Genomic DNA, 20,801 nt, shown 5'->3' on the forward strand with positions numbered 1-20,801 from the left:
CCTGATCCGAAGGACTCGATCTGTCGATCCGAGACGAGCCAGCGTCGAGTTCATGGACACGCCACTCGGCGATATCTACCGCGTCCGCCTGCGCTCGCTCGAGTGGGCTTCGGGCCTGGTCGGCGACCTCCGACACACGACCGACTCCGATGCGGTCTCTGTGGCGGTCAACTGGGCGCTCGATGCGGTCTACGACCTATTCGAGACGAATCGGCTGGCCGCAGGCTCGCACGACAAGCTGCTGGCACAAGATGGTCTGCTAGCTCAAGAGTCCGGCGAAAAGGTCGGCGGGCTTCTCTTCATCCGCGGAGAGAAGACCCATCGTGCGAAGCGTGTCGACGATTCGAGCCCGTTTCGAGGTCTGCTATACGACTTCGCCGACCTCACTCACTGGGTCTGGGCAGATCTCACAACTACCGCGCCCGCTTTCAAGCGACGCGCTGAGTGGTACAAGGGTCACGTCTGCGGTCGACCGCTGTGGGTACCGCTAGACCAAGCGTGGTACTGGTTCGTCAACAACAGCCCAATCGAGATCATCGGCCAAGACGCGCTCGACGTCCCCGGCTGGGTACAAGGCGTTGCGCCGATGTTCGCACGAGCTCGCTCAGCTCGCTAAGCAGCATCCGTCGCAAGCACCAACACTTCCAGACAGTGTTCGAGATTGGTGACACCCGGACGCCCCAGATACCGGGCGCTGGTGTCAGAGACCCTTCGAAACTCGCGCGAGACCGCCCCCGATGATTTCAAGGCTGGTTTACCTGAATGACCGGGCTGCGATGCGGTTCAGCGGCTTGACCCAGTATTGCTGACTGCCCGATGCCAACTCGATGAGCGCCGCTGCCCCCGAGCCCGCTGTAGCAGCGCAACCAAAGACAACTGTGGCGGCGGAAAGAACTTGGCAAGGGCCGCTCTTTGCGCGCAGTCGGCCGCGACAGCACCGTCAGTGGCGCTGATGTGCCCGTGGTCCGTCCCCACTCTGCCCCCGAACCATCGACGGCCTGACGTACGCGCGCGACGATCTATGGCTGAGTGAGCGAGCAGTCGTCAAATTGGTCTTCATCTCTTACGACTAGAGAACACCGCAGATGAGTGTCACGGATGCCAAGAATCCGCGCCCCCCTCCCGAACCGTCATTCGGAAGGGCGCGCACCAGTTCCTGACAATGCGTTTCTCGAGTCGTTGTCCCACCTTGTTGCCATACTGTGCATTGGAGGTCACATGTCAACCACGCTATCCCCACTCGTATCGCTGGCGACATCGATGCACGCTCAACCCGGCGTGTACGCTGTCCTCCTCGGCTCGGGGGTTTCGACAGCTGCCGGCATCCCAACCGGCTGGGGTGTCGTTCGCGAGTTGGTGCGGCGGATTGCTGCCGCGGATGGCGGAGACTCATCAGCGGTGGACACTGCGTGGGGTGACCCCGAAGCCTGGTGGGCCGAGAATGCGGAGGGCAAACTCGGCTACTCGACGCTCTTGGAACAGCTCGCGCCAACGGCCGCCGCGCGTCAAGGTCTCCTCGCCGACTTCTTCGAACCCGATGAGGACGAACGGGAGGAGGGACTCAAGCAGCCGACCAAGGCGCACGAATCGCTGGCCAAGCTGGTGAAGAACGGGCTGGTACGGGTCATCATCACAACGAACTTCGACCGGCTCATGGAGCGTGCCCTCGAAGCACAGGGAGTGACGCCGCAGGTGATCGCCCGCCCCGAGGCCGTCAACGGCATGGCACCACTTGTTCACTCCCCCGCCACAATCATCAAACTCCACGGCGACTATAAGGACCTCGGCAGCCGTAATACCCCTGACGAACTCAACTCCTACCCAGCGGAGTGGAACGCCCTTCTCAGCCAAGTCTTCGACGAGTACGGGATCATCGTCTCAGGTTGGTCAGCGGACTGGGATACGGCCCTCGTCTCCGCACTTGAACGAACTCCGAACCGCCGGTACCCGCTCTACTGGGACGCGCGCAGCAGCAAGGGAGACAACGCCCAACGCCTCCTTGCGGCTCGATCGGGCACCATCATGCCAGCGTCGAGCGCAGATGAGTTCTTCTCCGAGCTTGCGGGAGATATCGACGCGCTTGATCGGCTCTCAGCACCACCATTGTCTGCTGCGCTGGCGCTCGCGCGACTCAAGCGGTATCTCGCGGACCCCGTCAGACGAATCGATCTGCACGACCTCGTCATGCGTCAGGTGGACACGGTGGTCGAACACATTGCCGCCTCACCCATCAACTCGGATGGCCCGCTGCAGTGGCAGGACCTCCAGGACACCTATGAGGGTTACTTCTCATCAATAGAGCAGCTCGCACCGCTGCTGGAGGCTGGCGTATGGCATGATCCCGAAGGGGCGCACGATCAGCTCTGGGTCGATGTCCTGCAGCGGCTGGTCGATGCCGGAACGGCTGTCCCTTCCCAGGGATGGAATGACGCTCTCTATCCAGCGCGGCTGTTGCCCGCATTTGCCGCGCTTGCCATCTGCGGAATGACTGCGATGCGGCGAGACCGCGAAGGTCTGCTCATCCGACTTGCGACGGAAGTGGAGGGGCGTCCGCGACCTGGCGAGGAGCATGTGTTCCCCGCGGCGCATCTCCTGCACTACCACCGGCTCACAAGCGATGATTGGGTGAACGCGCTCCCGAGGTGGGAGGGGACTCGATGGACTTATCCTGCGAGCCACATGTTCGTGACCGATCTCTGGCGGTACTTCAAAGAGACATATCCCGCCTTTGACGACTACCGGGCGGCCTATCACGGCTTCGAGTACCGCTTGGGTCTGGTCCAGGAGCAGCTGACGCCCAACATCTTCCTACGAGCCATCAGCGGTGAATATGTGGGCGAACGAGCGTGGGGGTTCGACGGGGTTCCCCTGGTTGAGGCGACGTTCCGAAGGCAGATAGACCGATCGCGATCGCAACCGTGGTCCCACTTCCTAGGCGGGACTGATCAGCTTAACGATGTCGTTGAAAGGCATCGTGAGGTGATCAGCCGCTACAAGCGCTGGTAAGCCACTCCCCTCGGACCCTTGTGCTGCTCGGCCAATAGTCTTAGCGCATGACCTTTACTCCGCTGCATCGAGCGCTGGGATTGGCGCCGGGCCCGTTCACTGACGACATCCTCGACGCAGCGATCAGCGCCGGCATCGCGGAGACTGACGACCTGGATTGGAAGTCAGAGCTCCCCCCGGTGAATGGGATCTCGCAGACGGACATCCCGAAGGACATCGCAGCAATGGCGAACAGTGGTGGCGGGATGATCGTGTACGGGGTCGAAGAGGTGGAGAAGGCTGCGACTGGGAGGAAGGACGCCGGGGACTTCACCGAGCGGTATGAGCGCGCATACCGGAGCGCCGCAGTCACCGCCATCTCGCCGCCGATCTTCGGGTTGATCATTCATCGCTTGGGGACGGATGTCCGTGCTGTGGCGGTCGAGGTGCCTGCAAGCGTCGATGGACCACACTTGATCTACAAGAACGACCTGTTCGGGGCGCCCATCCGCAACGATGCCGATACGACATGGATGAAGGAGCGTCAGATCGAGACGATGTACCGGGCACGCTTCGACGAACGACGACGGACATCGGATGCCGTGGACTCGCTCTACGAGGAAGCGGCAGCGGGACGGGATAGCGAAAAGCGAGCATGGCTAGTAGCAATTGCGCATCCACGCATCCCGGATCTCACGTCACGCCCTGACCGCGCACAGGCGAGCAACATTTTCAGCCGTGCAGAAGCGATCACCCTGACCTACTCGACTCGGAACGGAGTCCATCCGTTCGAGAGCATGGAAGCGCTCAACCCTCGGCCGGGCCTTCGTCGATGGGGCGCCGTGAATGCTGCGACAGGTGAACGAGAGATCTGGAAGGAAGCTTGGGCAGAAATTCATCATGACGGGTCCGTCATGCTCGCAGCGGCAGTCGGCGGACATCGAATGAGCACGGATGGATTCCACCATGGATGGCAGGTCGAAAGTCACGGAATCGAGTGTTGCGTAGCTGACTTCAGTGCCTTGGTTCGCGCAACAGCTGAGGTTCGTTCTGTCGAAGAGTACGAAGTGCGTGTTGGTATCGAATGGGGCGGAAGAGAAGCGCTTCAGATCCTGACCGTCGATTGGAGCGGTCAGACCTACGATGGCACCTCCACTCCCCTACGAAAGTACACACCAGTCCGAACGACCATTAATGCCACCGGCCCTGCCGACGCTTTCCACGAAGACGTGTACCGACTCGCGGAGGACTGTGTAAACCAGGGCGGGATCACACATCTCCACGTTGTGTCAGCCCCTCCGAGCTAGGACGCGTAGTCGCCAGAGTTGAGGCAGCAGATAAACGGGGCAAACGAATCGACCGTCTGAGCAGTAACCCCGACCACCGTGTGAGCGCACCGCCTTGGTTTCGGTAACGACGAAAGAGTCGCGCTCTCGACAGTCGGAGATGTCGGTGCCTTCCGACAACATAGGAACGTGACCCAACTCTCCGCACGCGATCTCGACGACGACCCGCTGGCAGGCAATGATGTCGCCGCTGACCACCTTGGACGGCACCACTTCGTATCTTCAGCCGTTTCGATCCTGAAGGCAGTGGCAGCGTCCGAGGCGTCTTCGGTTGTTGCGCTCGTAGGCCCGTGGGGATCCGGCAAGAGCAGCGCGCTCAATATGATCAAGTCTTCGCTCAGGGCAAAGAACGAGCACGCATCATCCGGCTGGATCATCGCCGACTTCAACCCCTGGTTCTTCCAGGACCTCGATACACTCCAGGCCGGTTTCTTCCGCGAGCTGAGTGCTGCTCTCCCGTCACGGGGAAGCAAGGTGGATGCGGTTCGCCAATCCCTGGCCACCTTCGGCAGGGCTGTCGCTCCACTCACCTCGATCGCGACCCTGTTCGGCGGGATCGATGCTTCCAAGTCAATGCAGGCGCTCAGCGACTTCATCTCGCCGGATCAGAGCCTCGCGAAGACTCGAACCAAGCTCGAGGACTCGCTACGTGACCTCGATCGGCCAGTCCTGATGGTTCTCGATGACCTTGATCGCCTTGCACCCGATGAGCTCCTCCTGACGCTCAAGCTCATCCGGTTGGTGGGACGACTGCCTCACGTTTACTATCTCGTCGCCTACGACGAGGACACGCTGCTCGACAGCCTTAGCAGGACCGGTTTGGTCGGCCTCGACTCCCGACGCGGCGTCGACTACCTGGAGAAGATGATCCAAGTGCGGTTGGACCTGCCACCTGTCCGGCAGGGGCAGCTCGATAAGTGGATCGAGCAGGAGCTGTCGGAACTTCAGCAGCGGCTGGACTTCGCGTTGGACAGTGCGGCCCGAAGGCGCCTCGCGCATGCATTTCTCGGGCATCTTCGCGACCGTCTCGCCACGCCGCGAGCGGTGAAGCGATACTTCAGCCAGGTGGATGCGTTTCTCGATGCCGTCCATGCCGAAGTCGACGTGGTGGACTTCCTCGTGCTGACGTGGCTCCGTACCGCGGAGCCGCTGGTGTACGACTTGCTCGCAAGAGAACGTTCGGCGCTACTCGGCGAAGTCAGGAACATTGAGACGGCCGACTTGTTCAGCAAGCCCGACAAGGAGAGATCTCGCGATTACTGGCGAATCCGGCTAGAGATGGCACGAGTGTCCCTCATCCACATGGAGGGCGTGGCCGACATGGTCGGGCTTCTTTTCCCCCGGTTCAAGGCTCACTGGACTCGGGAAGATCCCGACCACTCGAGGCGGCAGCCGACGGCCGGTCGTGTTCATCATCCCGACTATTTCGATCGCTACTTCGCCTTCGGAGTCCCTCCGGAGGATGTGTCCGACGCCGACGCGACCAACGCATATCGACAGCTGCGCGCAGGCGAGCACGGCACAGAGCTGGCACTGATCGAGGGCAGGATCGCCGACGACGTCAGTAACCTAAATCTCGCGCTCAGCAAGATACTCCACGCCTTTGAAAACGAGCGGGCCGGCGGCGTCGAACTCTTGCGCTGGATCGCGAAGCACCGCAAAGAGCTCCCGGACGACGACGGGATGCTGACGCCGGACATTCAGTCACGATGGATCGCGCAGCAGATCTATCTGCTCTTGCCAGCCAACGAGCCTGCTGTTGCCATCACGACTCTCGCTCACACTGAGGGCGGGCTTTCTCTCGCGTCCTATCTCATCTCGCACGCTGCCCAAGAAGCTGAGAGACGCCCATCGTGGGATCGACTAACAGCCTTCGAGAGCGCCAAACACCAGTACAGCTCCGCCGTGCGAGCGACGCTCAGCCACTACAACGAGGATGAAATCTTCAACGTCCCTGCGGAGCTCTGGTCACTGATCTGGGATTGGCAGATCATCGATCTTGACGGAGCAAGGTCGTGGTTGCGGGCACGCATCGACCCTGGCAAATGGCCACGCCTCGATGTGGTCGCCAGATTCGTGTCCCGACAGCGAATCATGGGCGTGCCTGGCGCGCCCTGGACTCTCGGCAATCTGGATCTGCAGATCGTCGATCGCTTGTTCGGCGTGGATGCGGTCCTGCATGCCCTCAGAGGCCTGCTCCCAGGCCCGCTGCTTGAAGAAGCCGACCGCAGGAGACTCGAAGACAACCCTGAGAATCGACGAGCTGTCGCCTTGTCGTCCCTGACTCGTCTGCAGCTCGACCGAGACTCCTCGACACCGAAACAGGGTGACGAGTAGTGTCCAAAGTTGGGTTGAAGCTCTCACGTCCAGCCGTGTACCTCGATCAGTGGGTATGGATTCGACTCGCTCGCGCCAACGTCGGACGCCCCCAGCACAATGAGGATCAGCGAGTTCTGGATGCAGTACGCGCCGCTGCCGCGAAGGGCGTCCACTTTCCGCTGTCAGCGACCCACTACGAGGAAACCGCGCGCATCCTGGACTGGCGGCAGCGGAAGGACCTGACCGATGTGGTCGCGCCGATCTCGCTCATGCAAACGATCCGGGCGCAGCCCGTGCTCATGCGACATCAGTTCCTTGCTGCGCTTCACGAGACGCTCGGACGCCCCGCATTCCGCCCGCCGCGACCCAAGGTCCTCGGCGTTGGCGTCCATTGGGCGTTCAGCGGTGTGCAGGCCTTCTTCAAAGTCGTGAACGATGAAGGGCAGGTGATCGATGTCGACAGGACGCGCCTGCGACATCTCAACGAGTACGCCGAGGCTGCAGTGTTCACCGGGCCTTTGCCCGACGATCTACCGGGTCTCTTTGATCTCGGATACGTCGCCCCTCGCGACCTCGAGAACCGTCCCGGCAGTCGCGTCGAGTACGAGCAGTGGCTCTCAGAGCAGCTTGCCGACCGCAGCCCCGATGCGGACGAGCTACGCGCCCTTGTGATGGCACGCGAGATCTATCACGAGTACACCGATCTGCTCAACGACATTTTTGCGGAGTACCGGCTTACGCTGTCGATGATCACCGGTGGCAGAACCGGTATGGCGAGCCGCGCGAATGCCGTCGCGTTCATGGAACGTGTCCCCACAGCCCGGATTTCCGCGGATATGAAAGCGCTGCTCTTCCGGAACAAGGGACGGAGCTGGTCTTGGAACATGCTTCGAGATATCGACGCACTCAGCCTTGCCATCCCCTATTGTCACGTCGTCGTCACCGACAAGGATGCGGCCGATCTTCTACGCCGCACCGGCGCCAGCACACGGCACGACACCAGCGTTGTCGCAAAGCTCCACAGCCTTCCTGAGCTCCTTGATGACATCACATCGAGCGTGGGCGATGTCGCGACTATGACGAGCTGGGAAGAACTCGGCCCCAATGACGGCGAGTACCACCTCAAGACACCCGAGCCGCTGCCGTACGACGACCGGTTACGGGGCGCTTCCATGCGATTGGTCGATGCTTCAGGTCGGGAGTTCCTCATGCCGAACTCCCGCGTCAAGTCGGTGAGGTAGACACGCAACTAGCCAACCAAGTAGTTCGATCCCGTCTAACACCGTGAAGTTGCGCACTGCGGCTGGCGGCAGCATGCGGTCATGATCACGACGGCTGGTAAGAATGCTCGGCTCGCAGTGATCCTGGATTTCTCTCCCTCGCTGAGTTGCAGGTACTCGGCCGCCTGCACGTGTCACGCAGTCAGATAACTACCTGCCCACAGAGAACGTTAGGTCCGCAGCGACAGTGCGAGATCCTCGATCGGATGACGGTTCATCACGCCCCCTTGCCACCGTTCGGCGTTCGCCTCCACCTCGACACCCTCCGCCGCGGTTCCCGGATCCGCGCCCGGGTTCGCTGGACTGATCCGTTTTCGCGGGAACGCGGAAGTCGCTCTGTCACGGTCGATGATGACATCGCCGCTCGAGAGTTCTTCGAACTCATGCGAGCGAGTTCGAACCGTACCATCGATCCGTTCATCACTCTGAGTGACTACGCGCATGCGATCGGCGACCGGTTCCTTCGCGGTGTCGATCCGACGTCGACCGCAGCCGGATACCGAGCCGGCGTCCGGCTCAGGGTTCTTCCCCTACTGGGCCACATCCGCCTGCGCGAGGTCACGACGGGGCTCGTCGACCGAGCCATCGACAGTTGGGAGACGACCCATTCCCGCTCCACGCTCAAGAACACGATCGCCGCGCTGACGCGGGTGCTCGACGAAGCGGTGCGCGATGACCTCATCCCTCGGAATCCCGTGCGCGACCGCGCCGACAGGCGCTATCGCCCAAACACGGAGCTTCCGCGCGCGAAGCTGATTCCTAAGCCCGATGATGTCGCGCGGATCGCTGCGGCCTGCGCTGACATCCATCGAAGCTACGGCGACCACGTCATGCTCAGTGCATTTCTGGCCGCACGCAGTTCGGAAGTAGGCGGGCTCCTCGTCGGCGACGTCGACTGGGCAAGCAAGGTCGTTACGATCGAACGGCAGTGCTTCCCCGGTGCCGGTGGCCTGACCATCAAGCCACCGAAGGGCCGTCGGGCGCGCCGAGTGCCGATCATCGAGCCGCTCGAACCAGTGTTGCGCAGACTCACGATGCAACGGGCACGCAACCTGCCATTGTTGCGCGGGCCGCGTGGCGGTGTCATCACCACTGCAGCATTGCGTGACGCAACCGGCTGGGACGAGCTGGTTGCATCGCTGGGGTTGCCAGGGTTGCGCCGTCACGACCTTCGGCATGCGGGTGCAACCTGGTTCGCAAACGTCGGCATCCCGATCCACGTCGTGAGCGACATCCTCGGGCACGCATCGGTCGAGACGACGCGTGCGTACCTTCACACTGACAACACAGCGTTGCAGAACGCTGCAGCACGAATGAACGAGCACCTTCGGGAGGCCGCGATGAGCATCTAGAGACGCCTGAACCCCTTGACCATGTCGAGTCAAGGGGTTCAGCGGGTACAATCTTGGGTACAAGACCGGCGTGAACGCCGATCTAACGACCTCTCGAAAATACCTTCTGATCGGGTATTTTCTCTTCGGTCGGGCTGACAGGATTTGAACCTGCGACCCCTTGACCCCCAGTCAAGTGCGCTACCAAGCTGCGCCACAGCCCGTTGTTCTGCACTCTCGCGCAGGCAACTCCCCTATCTTAGCCGTATCCGCACCCCCTCCGCGAACCGAGGCGTTGCGAGTGTCGGATACCCCGCGTAGCGTCGCGTCATGGCGACGATCACGACCGAGCTGGCGACGACGGCACGCTGGGATGATGTGCAGCATGCGCTCACGGGCGGCGGAGACGGCGCCAGTTGCCAGTGCATCTGGCCGGTGCTGAGCAACAAGGACTGGAACGCGACCACGACGCCGCAGCGCACCGAGATGTTCCGCGCCGAGATCGATGAGGGACCGTCTCCGGGGATCATCGCCTACGTCGACGGCGAGGCTGCCGGCTGGATCCGCATCGGCCCCCGCACGCGCCAAGCCAGGGTTGCTCGCACACGCATCATCGCGGCGGCGAGCACCGAGCCGTTCGATGACGAATCGGTCTGGGCGGTGACGTGCTTCGTGGTGCGCCGAGAGCACCGTGGCGGAGGGCTCAACCTCGAGCTCTTGCGTGCGGCGGTGGAATACGCCCGAGAATCCGGGGCTCGCCTCATCGAGGGGTATCCCGTCGACACCCGCGGCGAGAAGCAGCGCTCCAACGACCTCTTCCACGGCACGCTCGGAACGTTCCTCGCGGCCGGCTTCATCGAACGGGTCGAGCTCAAGCCGGGCCGCACGCTCGTGGCGCTCTCCTTCGATCACGTCGGATGATCGCGACCGATGAGAAGCCGCTAGCGTGAAGTCATGAGCAACGAGACTCCGACCATCGACGATCCCGAGCTCGGCACGTTCACGCGCGCACGCTCGGAGCTCACCGATGGGACGGTGCTGACACACGATTGGTTCGTCGGCACGATCTCGGTGCACGGCACCGAGCTCGAACTGATGCTGGAAGGCACAGCCACTGACGAGGTCGAACCCCTGCTCCCCCGGCTGCGCGACACGGTGAAGCGACTCGACATCGTGCGGCGCATCGCCACAGACGCCGTCGTAACGAAGTTCAGCGCCGGAGAACCGGAGAGTCTTGAGCTCGACGAGGCCAGCGCAGACCTCGTCGTCGAAGCCATCGAGGCGGCCGCCGACGGCACGGTCGTCCTGCACATGACCGACGGCTGCGGCGAGCACTTCCCCGAGGGATACTGGCCGGCCGTGCATCTCGGTATCGATGACAGCGTCGTCGAGGTCACCGTCGAATCGTGAACAGCAGCGCCATGCGGGACGGGTCGCAGGCCCCGTCAGCGCCGCGACACGACGACGAGCTCCAGCGGCGCCGCGTGCTCTTCGCCTCGGCGTTCCTTCCCTACATCGTCGTGTCTCTCCTCCACGTCATCCTGCTGGCGATCGACAGCCCGCTCGCCGCGCCCACCAAGCTGCTCCTGATGCCGCTGCTGGCTGTTCCGGTCGTGGTCTCCGCGCGACGCCTCCTTCCGCGCTCCGCGCTGATCCTGCTGCTTGCTGCCGTGTTCTTCTCCTGGCTCGGCGACGGAGCCGGAACTTTCTTCCCCGGCGGCCCCGAGCTGCCCCTGATGCTGCTGTTCTTCGGCATCGCCCACGTGGCCTTCATCCTGCTCTTCGCACGTCATCTGTCGACCCGGCGCATGCCCTGGTGGGCTCTCGTGTACGCCGGCTGGTGGGTCGCCATGATCGCCGTGCTCGGTCCGCACACCGGCGGCCTTCTCCTCGCCGTCGCCCTCTACGGACTGGTGCTCGCGGGGACCGCCGCCTTCTCCACGCGCTGCCATCCCGTCATCGCCGTCGGAGGGGCCTTCTTCCTCGCGAGTGACACGATCCTCGCTTTCCGACTCTTCCTCCCCGATTCCCTACCGCCCTGGAGCAGCCCCGCCGTGATGCTCACCTACACGATCGGACAGGGACTGATCGTCACCGGCGCTCTCGTAGCACTGAGGAAGAGGAGTTCCTGATGGATGCCGCACGCATCGACAGCTGGCTCTGGGCGATCCGTGTCTACAAGACGCGCTCGGCGGCGACGACGGCATGCCGCGCGGGGCATGTACGCGTGAACGGAGACAAGGTGAAGGCCGCGCAGCAGATTCGGGTGGGCGACGAGGTTCGCATCAGGATCGCCGGGTTCGATCGGATCCTCTTCGTCCGCCAGCTGCTCGTCAAGCGCGTCGGCGCTCCCATCGCCTCTCTCGCCTACGACGACCGGACGCCCGAACGAGAGCCTCAGGCAGCGCTGGGCGTGCGCGACCGCGGAGCGGGTCGACCGACCAAGCGCGAGCGACGCGACATCGACCGGCTGCGCGGCCGCAACGACGATCTCCCGAGCTGATATCTCGGCATGCATCGCGGCCACACCTTCTCACATTCGAAGCTTTGTTCTAAACTAAGTGCATGGCGAACGATAAAGAACCCGACCGCGACCTCGACTTCGAGGAACGTCGTCGAGTCCTCGATGCCTGGGTCGCCACCCGTCGCCGTATCGCCGTACTCGAAGCAGAGGCAGCCGAGCTGCTGACGGAACAGATCGCCATCCACGATGCTGATGTCGCCTCGAGCCCGTTCCACCGCGAGGCGATCTACCGCTCGATGGTCGCGGAGTTCTCGGCTGCCGGGAATCTCCCGAAGGGGACCATGGAGTTCGCCTTCGCAGACGCCCAGGCCCTGGTCGGTCATCTCCCCGCGACCCGCGCCTCGTTCTCGCGCGGCGCCGTCAGCGCGGGGCACGTGCGCGAGATCGCCAGGGCCAGCGCCATCGTCGCGGAGGCGATCCGCAACCGCAAGGTCGATCCGGCGGTCATGGAGCTGTTCGAGACGGCGGTGCTGGTGGTCGCCGAGCAGGACACCGCAGCGCGCACCAAAGCGCACGCTCGACAGGTCGTTGCCGCCCTCGTCGGCGAGACGGTCGTCGACAGACACCGACGTGCTGCCGAGGAACGGTGCGTGACGGTGAAGTCGCTCGACGACGGGCTCGCGCTGCTCACTGCCGTGCTGCCCGAGTGGATCGCCACCGCCATCTCCGACCGACTGACCCAGATGACACGAGCGGTCGTACGCGCCCGAGACGACCGCGAGGTCGTTCCTCCGTCCTGGTGGTTCGACGGCGGGCGCGAGGGCGTCAGCCCCGACGACATCTCGCTCGAAGATCCGGTGTTCGGCCTCCTCGATGACGGCGTGATCCGTGGCATCGACGAGAGCACCTTCACCACCGACCCCGACGTGGAGCACTTCCCGGCGGACACCCGTACGTGGGCACAGACCCAGGCCGACCTCTTCGCCGATCTGCTCCTCACGGCAGATCCGAGCGCCGCACACGGAGACGGCCTCGACGGCATCCAGGCCCGCGTGCAGGTGACGATCGCTGCGAGCACCCTCACCGGCGTCAACGACAACCCGGCGGAGCTCGACGGGCACGGAGCGCTGCACCCCGACGTCGCGCGCGAGCTCGCAGCCCGCAACACCGGCTGGAGCCGCCTGTTCCTCGACCCCTCCGGCATGGTCGTGGAGACCGACACCTACACGCCGACCGAGGGTATGAGGCGTTTCCTCCGCGCGCGCGACCGACACTGCCGGTTCCCGGGATGCCGGATGCCGGTGCACCGCTGCGAGATCGACCACAACCACGATCATGCGAAGGGCGGCACGACCGCACTCGACAATCTCGCGCATTTCTGTCGGAATCACCACACGCTCAAGCACCCGGACATCCCGGAGGCGCATCGGTGGACCGCTCAGCAGGAGAAAGACGGCAGCGTCACCTGGCACAGCCCATTGGGCCGGGACTACGCCGATTCGCCACCTCGACGCGTGCTGTTCGTGTGACTCCGGGCTTCCGGGCCGACGGAAACCGGCCCGCGGCTCAGAGACTCGACGTCAGCCCTGCGCGTCCAGCAATTCGAGCAGCCATCCAGCCGACCTGAGGTGCGCGGCGCCCGCGTGCTCGGCCCGTTCCCGGAGGCCGCGGTCGCTGGTGACGGCGACGACGGATTCCGCGCCCGCGACCCGACGCTCGATCTCAGCGACGACCGCGTCGTCGCCCTCGGCCTCGGCGCGTACCAGGCTGACGGGACCCGCCTCGTCGGCGATGCCTCGTGCCTGTCCCTCGACCACCAGCGAGACCTCGGGGAACCACGCATCTCCCCCGAGCTCCAGCTCCTCGGCGGGAACAGCCAAGCGCTCGAGGCGGCTGCGAAGTCGAGCCGCCGCTCCGGCACGGTCCTTCCACCAGCCGTCCGGGACCGAGCCGACGACGTTCGCCGCATCCACCACGATCGCAGGACGCGTCCCGAGCAGCGCCCGCAGCGCCGGCCATGACGCCCCGAAACCCGGGTGCAACGGGCGGGCGTCGACCTCATCCACCGGCACCCATTCCAGGGCGACGCTCTCGGGGTCGCTGATCACGGGTTCGAACGGCACCTGCACGTCGGCGATGACGGTCGTGTACGACCAGATCCCGAGGTCGAGCACGCTCGTGAACCGGGCGCGCACAGCACCGTCCGGCACGCCGGCTTCCTCCTGGGCTTCGCGGACCGCTCCGTCGATCGCGCTCTCCCCCTCGTGCAACGCCCCGCCAGGGAGCCCCCACGTTCCCCCGAAGTGGCTCCAGGAGACGCGGTGCTGCAGCAGGATCCCGCGCGCGGGATCGTAGGCGAGGAGACCGGCGGCGCCGAAGCGCCCCCAGTACTTCTCCCCCGACTCCGAGATCACCCAGGCATCGCCGGGATTCCTCGGCCCCTCGGGGCGACGCGGCTCACCGGAAGCAGGAGGTACGACAGTCACACCCTCAGCCTTTCACAGCATCGGGATGACGGCACCACGGCGCGACATGCGCCGGAACAGATCAGCGCTGGCGCTTCTCGCGCACGCGCATGTTGATCACGATCGGCGTGCCCTCGAACGAGTAAAGCTCGCGCAGACGCCGCTGGATGAACCGGCGGTACCCGGGGTCGAGGAAACCGGTCGTGAACAGCACGAACGTCGGCGGACGCGTCGATGCCTGGGTGCCGAACAGGATGCGCGGCTGCTTGCCTCCACGCAGCGGGTGCGGGTGCTCCGCCACGAGTTCCGCGAGGAACGCGTTGAACTTGCCCGTCGGAATACGACGGTCCCAGTTCTCCAGTGCGGTCTCCAAGGCGGGAACGAGCTTGTCGAGGTGACGCCCGGTCTTCGCGGAGATGTTCACGCGCGGGGCCCAGGCGACGTGTGCCAGGTCCTGCTCGATCTCGCGCTCGAGGTAGCGGCGACGGTCGGCGTTCTCGAGGTCGTCGTCGTTGAGGCGGTCCCACTTGTTGAACGCGAGCACGAGCGCACGGCCCGACTCCAGCACCAGGTCGATGATGCGCACGTCCTGCTCGCTGATCGACTCGGAGACGTCGAGCACGACGACAGCGACCTCCGCCTTTTCCAGAGCGGCAGAGGTCCGCAGCGACGCGTAGAAGTCCGCGCCCTGCGCCATGTGCACGCGACGACGGATGCCGGCGGTGTCGACCAGGCGCCACATCTTGCCGCCCAGCTCCACGACCTCGTCGACCGGATCGCGCGTGGTGCCGGCGAGATCGTTGACGACCACGCGCTCCTCGCCTGCCGCCTTGTTCAGCAGCGACGACTTGCCGACATTCGGCCGACCGAGGATGGCGACCCGGCGGGGTCCGCCGATCTCCTGCTTGGCGACCGCCGAGATCTCGGGGAGCTTCTTCATCACGGCGTCGAGCAGATCGGCGACACCGCGTCCGTGGATGGCGGACACCGGGTGCGGCTCGCCGAGACCGAGGCTCCACAGAGCTGCGGTCTCCGGCTCCTGCCGGGCGTCATCGATCTTGTTGGCGACCAGGAACACGGGCTTGCCGCTCTTGCGCAGCAGCTTCACGACGTGCTCATCGGTCGAGGTCGCACCCACCATGGCGTCGACGACGAACAGCACCAGGTCGGCGAGGTCGATCGCCACCTCCGCCTGCATCGCGACAGAACGGTCGATGCCGCGGGCGTCCGGCTCCCACCCGCCCGTGTCGACGAGCGAGAAGCGTCGGTCTCCCCACTCCGCCTTGTACGTCACGCGGTCGCGGGTCACGCCGGGGGTGTCCTCCACGACGGCCTCACGACGACCCAGGATGCGGTTCACGAGCGCGGACTTGCCCACGTTCGGCCGTCCGACGATCGCCACCACGGGAAGTGCGGGACTGTAGTGGATGCCGTCCTCGCCGAGCGTGATCCCTGCGAGGAGCTCCGCGTCCTCGTCGTCCAGCTCGTAGTCGGAGAGGCCTGCGCGGAGGGTCTCCGCACGCTGCTCGGCAAGATGCTCGTCGAGCTGGTCCATCTTCTCGGCGAGCTGGTCGGGGCCGCCTTCGTATTCGTCGTCAGCCACGGGGTGCTCCTTGGATTCGTTCGATCACCGTGAGGACGGCGTCGATGGTCTGGGGGAAATCGAGCTCCGTCGAATCGACGACCTCGACGCCTTCTGCGGCGTTCAGGAAGTCGACGACGGCACTGTCTGAGGCATCGCGCTTGTGCAATGCCGCGGCGACAGCAGCCGCGTTCTCGCCGGAGAGTTCTCCGGCGCGTCGGGCAGCCCGCACTTCGGGGGCTGCGGTGAGAAGGATTCGTACAGGGGCGTCCGGCGCGACCACGGTCGTGATGTCACGTCCCTCCACCACGACGGCAGGGTACGACGACTCGGCCACCAGGCGGCGGAAGAGCTCGTTGACCTGCGCGCGCACCTCGGGCACGCGCGCCACGCCGCTCACGGCTCCGGAGACACGCGGATCGCGGATGGCCTCGGTGACCTCGACGTCTCCGACGAGCACGGTGCGGTCGTCGGGGTCGAGCCCCAGCCGCACGGGGAAGTCGGTCGCCGCAACGAGGACAGCCTCGGAGTCGTCCGTGTCAGCCCCGCGGTCGAGCACATGCCAGGCGAGGGCACGGTAGGCGGACCCGGTGTCGAGGTACCCGAAGCCGAGCCTGCGCGCCACAGCCTTGGACACGCTGGACTTGCCGGAGCCGGCGGGGCCGTCGATCGCGATGAACTTGTGTGCGTCGGTCACGGGCGCCTCCGCGGCAGAGATAGAGGTGTCAGTCATTAGTGCTCCCCGCGATACGCCAGCCGCGCTCCTGCAGTCCGGTGATCGCGCCGTGCAGGGCCGCCGGGTCGACGCTGATCTCGGCGAGGCCGAATTGCGCTCCCGGCGAGTGCTCGAGGCGCAGGTCCTCGACGTTGACGCCGAGTTCGCCGAGCTCGCCGAAGAGCCGTCCGAGTTGTCCGGCAGTGTCGTCGATCATGACGACGAGAGTGTCGAAGCGCTGGTTCTGTCCATGCTTGCCGGGAAGACGCTCGACCCCGTCGTTGCCCTGGCGGATGGTCTCGGCCACCGTGCGGCGGGCGCCGGGCGCAGCCGGATCGCGCAGGGCGTCGGAGATCTCACCGAGGTCGGAGGCGAGGGCGTCAAGGATCTCGACCACCGGTTCGGCGTTCGCCCCGAGGATCTGCACCCAGAGTTCCGGCGCGGACGCAGCGATGCGCGTCGTGTCGCGGACGCCCTGGCCCGCGAGACGGAGCGCCCCTTCCTCGGCCTCTGCGAGGCGACCGGCGAGCAGACTCGCCACCACCTGCGGCACATGCGAGATCAGAGCGACAGAACGGTCGTGCTCCTCCGGGGTCATCTCGAGCGGCGTCGCTCCCACATCGAGAGCGAGGGCCTCGACGAGCGCGAGATCGGAGGCTTTCGTCTCCGCGTCTCGGCACACGACCCAGGGGCGACCGATGAAGAGATCAGCGCGGGCGGAGATCGCCCCACCGCGCTCGCGGCCGGCGAGGGGATGCGAGCCGATGTAGCGGGTGAGGTCCACGCCGCGGGTCTGAAGAGTGCGGAACGGCTCGAGCTTCACGCTGGCGACATCGGTGACCACCGCCTGCGGGAATCGCTCGAGCTCGGCCTGGATCACGTCGGCCGTGACATCGGGCGGAACGGCGACCACCACGAGAGAGGGGGTGTCGTCCTCCGCCGCGATCCGGCCTGCGCCGTAGTCGACCGCGAGACGCAGTTGCGCCGGCGAGGCGTCGGACAGCACCACGTCGACGCCCTTCGCACGGAGTGCATGACCGATGCTCGCGCCGAGGAGGCCGGCGCCGACGATGCGGACGGTCCCGGAGAGACGCGGCGCGACGAAGCCCGCTCTCCGCCCCGCGGGCGCACTCGTCGTATCGGTCATTCGCTCTCCTGCTCGCCTGGCGCCTCGGCGACACCGGAATCACGGCGCGACAGGGTCAAAAGCGCGCCGAGTTCGATTTTACTCAGTTCCCGCGTCTTTCCGGCCGGGAGGGTTCCCAGGTGAAGCGGACCGAACTGTCGACGGACCAGTTCCGTGACCGGGTGGCCGACGGCTGCGAGCATCCGACGGACGATGCGGTTGCGACCGGAGTGCAGCGTCAACTCCACCAGGCTCGACCCTCGTGAGGTGTCCAGAAGCCGCGCCTTGTCGGCGGCGATCGGTCCGTCCTCGAGTTCGATGCCCTTGGTGAGCTTCGGGATCGTCTGCGGCAGGACCGTGCCCTCGACCTTCGCGATGTACACCTTGGTCACGCCGAACGACGGGTGCGCCAGCACATGAGCGAGCGCGCCGTCGTTGGTCAGGATGAGCAGACCGCTCGTCTCGGCATCCAACCGTCCGACGTTGTACAGCCGCTCCTCGTAGTCGGCGGTGAACCGGCGCAGGTCGGGACGGCCGTTCTCGTCCTTCATGCTGCTCACGACACCGGTGGGCTTGTTGAGCATGACGTAGCGCTTCGAGACGTCGAGCTGCACGGCGGTGCCGTCCACGTCGACGAGGTCGTTCTCCGGGTCGATCCGTCTCCCGAGCTCGGAGACCACGATGCCGTTGACGCGGATGCGCCCTTCGGTGATGTACTGCTCGACCACGCGGCGTGAGGCGACCCCTGCAGCGGCGAGCACCTTCTGCAGGCGCACCCCTTCGGGTGCAGCCTCGGAATCGTTCGAGGCTGCGTTCATGGCGTCGTGGCCGGTCATCGGATGGTCCCTTCGTCGAATCCGTCTGCGCCGTCGTCGAGCAGCGGGGAGATCGGGGGCAGCTCGTCGAGGGAGTTGATGCCCAGATGCTGGAGTAGCGCGTCGGTGGTGCCGTAGTTGATCGCCCCGGTCTCGGAGTCTGCGAACAACTCGGTGATCAGTCCACGAGCGACGAGCGTGCGGACGACGGAGTCCACGTTCACCGCGCGGATGGAGGCGACCTGGCTGCGCGTGACCGGCTGCTTGTAGGCGATGACGGCCAGGGTCTCCAGCGCGGCCTGCGAGAGACGTGCGGGAGCCTGACCGCCGATGAACGCCGCCACCACGTCGTCGAGCTCTTCCCTGACGTAGAGACGCCACCCGCCGCCGACCTCTCGAAGCTCGAAGCCGCGCCGCGGTCCCTTCCCGCGCCCGTCATAGTCCTCGACGAGCGTCTCCAGGGTCTGGCGCACGGCAGGAACCGGCGAGCCGACCGCGGCGGCCAGCGCCACGAGGCCGATCGGCTCATCCACGATGAAGAGGATCGCCTCGATCCGCTCGGTCAGGGGAATCTCCTCGGCACCGAGCAGGGCTGCGTTCGTCTCGTCCGTCACGTCATCGGTCATAGTCGGCTCCCAGGGTCGCCAGCGTCTCATCCGACCAGGAGTCGGCTGCCCAGCGCAGCGTCAGCTCGCCGAGCGGTTCCAGTTGTTCGAACGACAGCGCTGCGTGCCGGTAGAGCTCCAGCACCGAGATGAACCGTGCCACGACGATGCCCGGCTCGGTCACGCCGGCCACGAGTTCGCGGAAACTCACCGACTCGGTGCCGCGCAGCAGCGTCACCACGATCGCCGCCTGTTCGCGGATGCTGACCAGGGGCGCGTGCAGGTGATCGAGCCCGACGTGCGGGATCTCCTTCGGGGCGAAGGCCAGGAGGGCGAGAGCGGCGAAATCGTCGACGCTCAAGGACCACACGAGTTCCGGCGTCTGACGTCGGTGCTTCTCCTCCAGGCGGACAGCGCGCACGTGACGACGGTCTTCGCGCTGCAGACAGCGGGCGAACCAGGTCGAGACCTCCTTGAAGGCGCGGTACTGCAGCATGCGTGCGAACAGCAGGTCGCGTGCCTCGAGCAGAGCCACCGCCTCGGCATCGACCAGCTCGCCCTGAGGGAGCAGACCGGCGACCTTCATGTCGAGCAGGGTCGCGGCCACGACCAGGAACTCGGACGCCTGATCGAGGTCCTCGTCGTCGTCGAGTTGGCCGAGGTACGCGATGAACTCGTTGGTGACCGCGCTCAGCGACACCTCGGTGATGTCCATCTCGTGCTTCGAGATGAGGTTCAGCAACAGGTCGAAGGGGCCGTCGAAGTTCGACAGCGAGACCGTGAAGCCGCTGTCCTCGGCGGACGCTCCTTCGTCTGCGCTCTCCTGGAGCGACGGGTCGACAGGTGCTTCGTCAGGCGACGGCGCCACGGGCGACCAGCTCCCGCGCCAGCCGCAGGTACGCCTGAGCGGCGGCGTGCTCGGGGGCGAACTCGGTGATCGGCACGCCCGACACGGAGGCGTCCGGGAACTTCACGGTGCGGCCGATCACGGTTTCCAGCACATCGTCGCCGAATGCCTCGACCACACGCTCGAGCACCTCGCGGGAGTGCAGCGTGCGCGGGTCGTACATCGTCGCCAGCAGGCCGTCCATCGTGATCGACGGGTTGAGCCGGTCGCGGACCTTGTCGATCGTCTCGATCAGCAGCGCCACGCCGCGCAGGGCGAAGAACTCGCACTCGAGCGGGATGATCACACCGTGGGCAGCCGTCAGCGCGTTCACGGTGAGGATGCCGAGCGAGGGCTGGCAGTCGATCAGGATGACGTCGTACTCCCCCGCCACCTGGCGCAGGACGCGGGCGAGGATCGTCTCTCGTGCGACCTCGTTGACGAGGTGCACCTCCGCGGCGGAGAGGTCGATGTTCGCCGGCATGACGTCGAGGCCCTCGACGCTCGAATGCACGATCGCGTCGTGGGCGTCGCGCTTGGTGTCCAGCAGCAGGTCGTAGATCGTCGGCACGTCGTGGGTGGGGATGCCGAGGCCCGCGGACAGCGCGCCCTGGGGATCGAAGTCGACCGCCAGCACCTTCCGGCCGTATTCGGCCAGCGACGCAGCGAGGTTGATCGACGTGGTCGTCTTGCCGACGCCGCCCTTCTGGTTGCACAGCGCGATGATGCGTGCAGGGCCGTGCGACTTCAGCGGTTCGGGGATCGGGAAGCCGTGATACGGACGGCCGGTGGGTCCCATGGGGGTCTCGTCGGCCTTCTGCGCCTTCGCCCTGGACTTCGCCACTTTCTCAGCCACCCGTTCTCCTGCTCCGTCGTGCTTGG

General features: G+C 65.3%; 19 protein-coding genes and 1 tRNA gene. 11 read left to right on the forward strand and 9 right to left on the reverse strand.

The genetic code is table 11. The annotated features are described in order from the left end of the window. The first annotated feature begins 52 nt into the window (after positions 1-52). The 6 genes from AB4070_RS04100 (at position 53) to AB4070_RS04125 (ending at position 9,282) form a co-directional block, all read left to right on the forward strand. Positions 53-616 (forward strand): hypothetical protein, encoded by a 564-nt coding sequence (locus tag AB4070_RS04100; RefSeq protein ID WP_441978991.1) that lies wholly within the window; start codon positions 53-55, stop codon positions 614-616. 602 nt (positions 617-1,218) lie between these two features. Then, positions 1,219-3,006: an SIR2 family protein gene (locus tag AB4070_RS04105; RefSeq protein WP_441978992.1), complete on the forward strand. Its 1,788-nt coding sequence runs from the start codon at positions 1,219-1,221 to the stop codon at positions 3,004-3,006. A gap of 47 nt (positions 3,007-3,053) precedes the next feature. Then, complete coding sequence (locus tag AB4070_RS04110; RefSeq protein WP_441978993.1) at positions 3,054-4,292, forward strand: AlbA family DNA-binding domain-containing protein; 1,239 nt, start codon at positions 3,054-3,056, stop codon at positions 4,290-4,292. 168 nt (positions 4,293-4,460) lie between these two features. After that, complete coding sequence (locus AB4070_RS04115) at positions 4,461-6,668, forward strand: KAP family P-loop NTPase fold protein (protein ID WP_441978994.1); 2,208 nt, start codon at positions 4,461-4,463, stop codon at positions 6,666-6,668. A 35-nt stretch (positions 6,669-6,703) separates the two neighbouring features. Continuing rightward, positions 6,704-7,891 carry a hypothetical protein gene (locus AB4070_RS04120; protein ID WP_441978995.1) on the forward strand — a complete coding sequence of 396 codons (1,188 nt, stop codon included), beginning with the start codon at positions 6,704-6,706 and terminating at the stop codon, positions 7,889-7,891. Between the two features lie 245 nt (positions 7,892-8,136). Next, positions 8,137-9,282: a tyrosine-type recombinase/integrase gene (locus AB4070_RS04125; RefSeq protein WP_441978996.1), complete on the forward strand. Its 1,146-nt coding sequence runs from the start codon at positions 8,137-8,139 to the stop codon at positions 9,280-9,282. A gap of 129 nt (positions 9,283-9,411) precedes the next feature. Here AB4070_RS04125 and AB4070_RS04130 read toward each other — a convergent pair. Next, positions 9,412-9,485 (reverse strand) — tRNA-Pro (locus tag AB4070_RS04130). Positions 9,486-9,591: 106 nt separating this feature from the next. Between AB4070_RS04130 and AB4070_RS04135 the strand changes: the two genes are divergently transcribed. The 5 genes from AB4070_RS04135 (at position 9,592) to AB4070_RS04155 (ending at position 13,254) form a co-directional block, all read left to right on the forward strand. Beyond that, a complete protein-coding gene (locus tag AB4070_RS04135) occupies positions 9,592-10,182 on the forward strand; it encodes a GNAT family N-acetyltransferase (RefSeq protein WP_441978997.1) in 591 nt (196 codons plus the stop codon). A gap of 33 nt (positions 10,183-10,215) precedes the next feature. After that, a complete protein-coding gene (locus AB4070_RS04140) occupies positions 10,216-10,671 on the forward strand; it encodes a hypothetical protein (protein WP_441978998.1) in 456 nt (151 codons plus the stop codon). Next, complete coding sequence (locus AB4070_RS04145; RefSeq protein WP_441978999.1) at positions 10,668-11,393, forward strand: lysoplasmalogenase; 726 nt, start codon at positions 10,668-10,670, stop codon at positions 11,391-11,393. The genes AB4070_RS04140 and AB4070_RS04145 overlap by 4 nt, the downstream gene beginning before the upstream one ends. Further along, positions 11,393-11,764: an RNA-binding S4 domain-containing protein gene (locus tag AB4070_RS04150; RefSeq protein ID WP_441979000.1), complete on the forward strand. Its 372-nt coding sequence runs from the start codon at positions 11,393-11,395 to the stop codon at positions 11,762-11,764. The genes AB4070_RS04145 and AB4070_RS04150 overlap by 1 nt, the downstream gene beginning before the upstream one ends. Before the next feature lie 62 nt (positions 11,765-11,826). Next, the gene (locus AB4070_RS04155; protein ID WP_441979001.1) at positions 11,827-13,254 is read left to right on the forward strand and encodes a DUF222 domain-containing protein; all 1,428 of its coding nucleotides are present in this window, start codon (positions 11,827-11,829) and stop codon (positions 13,252-13,254) included. Positions 13,255-13,305: 51 nt separating this feature from the next. On the opposite strand, the gene AB4070_RS04160 is transcribed toward AB4070_RS04155, so the two are convergent. From AB4070_RS04160 to AB4070_RS04195, 8 genes are all read right to left on the reverse strand, one after another. Then, on the reverse strand, positions 13,306-14,211 hold the full coding sequence (locus tag AB4070_RS04160; protein WP_441979002.1) for an NUDIX domain-containing protein: 906 nt from the start codon (positions 14,209-14,211) through the stop codon (positions 13,306-13,308). A 61-nt stretch (positions 14,212-14,272) separates the two neighbouring features. Then, the gene (der, locus tag AB4070_RS04165; RefSeq protein WP_242868688.1) at positions 14,273-15,745 is read right to left on the reverse strand and encodes a ribosome biogenesis GTPase Der; all 1,473 of its coding nucleotides are present in this window, start codon (positions 15,743-15,745) and stop codon (positions 14,273-14,275) included. A 40-nt stretch (positions 15,746-15,785) separates the two neighbouring features. Further along, on the reverse strand, positions 15,786-16,505 hold the full coding sequence (gene cmk / locus AB4070_RS04170; RefSeq protein WP_441979003.1) for a (d)CMP kinase: 720 nt from the start codon (positions 16,503-16,505) through the stop codon (positions 15,786-15,788). Next, complete coding sequence (locus tag AB4070_RS04175; protein ID WP_441979004.1) at positions 16,498-17,634, reverse strand: prephenate dehydrogenase; 1,137 nt, start codon at positions 17,632-17,634, stop codon at positions 16,498-16,500. Before AB4070_RS04175 ends, cmk begins: the two co-directional genes overlap by 8 nt. After that, positions 17,631-18,449, reverse strand: coding sequence for a pseudouridine synthase (locus AB4070_RS04180; RefSeq protein WP_441979005.1), 819 nt, complete (start codon positions 18,447-18,449; stop codon positions 17,631-17,633). Before AB4070_RS04180 ends, AB4070_RS04175 begins: the two co-directional genes overlap by 4 nt. Beyond that, complete coding sequence (gene scpB, locus AB4070_RS04185; RefSeq protein WP_441979006.1) at positions 18,446-19,054, reverse strand: SMC-Scp complex subunit ScpB; 609 nt, start codon at positions 19,052-19,054, stop codon at positions 18,446-18,448. Before scpB ends, AB4070_RS04180 begins: the two co-directional genes overlap by 4 nt. Beyond that, positions 19,044-19,901: a segregation and condensation protein A gene (locus tag AB4070_RS04190; protein ID WP_441979007.1), complete on the reverse strand. Its 858-nt coding sequence runs from the start codon at positions 19,899-19,901 to the stop codon at positions 19,044-19,046. Before AB4070_RS04190 ends, scpB begins: the two co-directional genes overlap by 11 nt. Continuing rightward, positions 19,885-20,718: a ParA family protein gene (locus AB4070_RS04195; protein ID WP_168441067.1), complete on the reverse strand. Its 834-nt coding sequence runs from the start codon at positions 20,716-20,718 to the stop codon at positions 19,885-19,887. The genes AB4070_RS04190 and AB4070_RS04195 overlap by 17 nt, the downstream gene beginning before the upstream one ends. Positions 20,719-20,801 lie beyond the last annotated feature (83 nt).

Source organism: Microbacterium sp. 2RAF4 (genome assembly GCF_052115285.1).
Lineage (GTDB): Bacteria > Actinomycetota > Actinomycetes > Actinomycetales > Microbacteriaceae > Microbacterium > Microbacterium oxydans.

Excerpts from the sequence above, each read along its gene's own strand:
- AB4070_RS04100 (WP_441978991.1), top strand. The coding sequence starts at position 53 with ATGGACACGCCACTCGGCGATATCTACCGCGTCCGCCTGCGCTCGCTC.
- AB4070_RS04105 (WP_441978992.1), top strand. The coding sequence starts at position 1,219 with ATGTCAACCACGCTATCCCCACTCGTATCGCTGGCGACATCGATGCAC.
- AB4070_RS04110 (WP_441978993.1), top strand. The coding sequence starts at position 3,054 with ATGACCTTTACTCCGCTGCATCGAGCGCTGGGATTGGCGCCGGGCCCG.
- AB4070_RS04125 (WP_441978996.1), top strand. The coding sequence starts at position 8,137 with ATGACGGTTCATCACGCCCCCTTGCCACCGTTCGGCGTTCGCCTCCAC.
- AB4070_RS04135 (WP_441978997.1), top strand. The coding sequence starts at position 9,592 with ATGGCGACGATCACGACCGAGCTGGCGACGACGGCACGCTGGGATGAT.
- AB4070_RS04140 (WP_441978998.1), top strand. The coding sequence starts at position 10,216 with ATGAGCAACGAGACTCCGACCATCGACGATCCCGAGCTCGGCACGTTC.
- AB4070_RS04150 (WP_441979000.1), top strand. The coding sequence starts at position 11,393 with ATGGATGCCGCACGCATCGACAGCTGGCTCTGGGCGATCCGTGTCTAC.
- AB4070_RS04155 (WP_441979001.1), top strand. The coding sequence starts at position 11,827 with ATGGCGAACGATAAAGAACCCGACCGCGACCTCGACTTCGAGGAACGT.
- der (WP_242868688.1), bottom strand. The coding sequence starts at position 15,745 with ATGGACCAGCTCGACGAGCATCTTGCCGAGCAGCGTGCGGAGACCCTC.
- cmk (WP_441979003.1), bottom strand. The coding sequence starts at position 16,505 with ATGACTGACACCTCTATCTCTGCCGCGGAGGCGCCCGTGACCGACGCA.
- AB4070_RS04175 (WP_441979004.1), bottom strand. The coding sequence starts at position 17,634 with ATGACCGATACGACGAGTGCGCCCGCGGGGCGGAGAGCGGGCTTCGTC.
- AB4070_RS04180 (WP_441979005.1), bottom strand. The coding sequence starts at position 18,449 with ATGACCGGCCACGACGCCATGAACGCAGCCTCGAACGATTCCGAGGCT.
- scpB (WP_441979006.1), bottom strand. The coding sequence starts at position 19,054 with ATGACCGATGACGTGACGGACGAGACGAACGCAGCCCTGCTCGGTGCC.
- AB4070_RS04195 (WP_168441067.1), bottom strand. The coding sequence starts at position 20,718 with ATGGGACCCACCGGCCGTCCGTATCACGGCTTCCCGATCCCCGAACCG.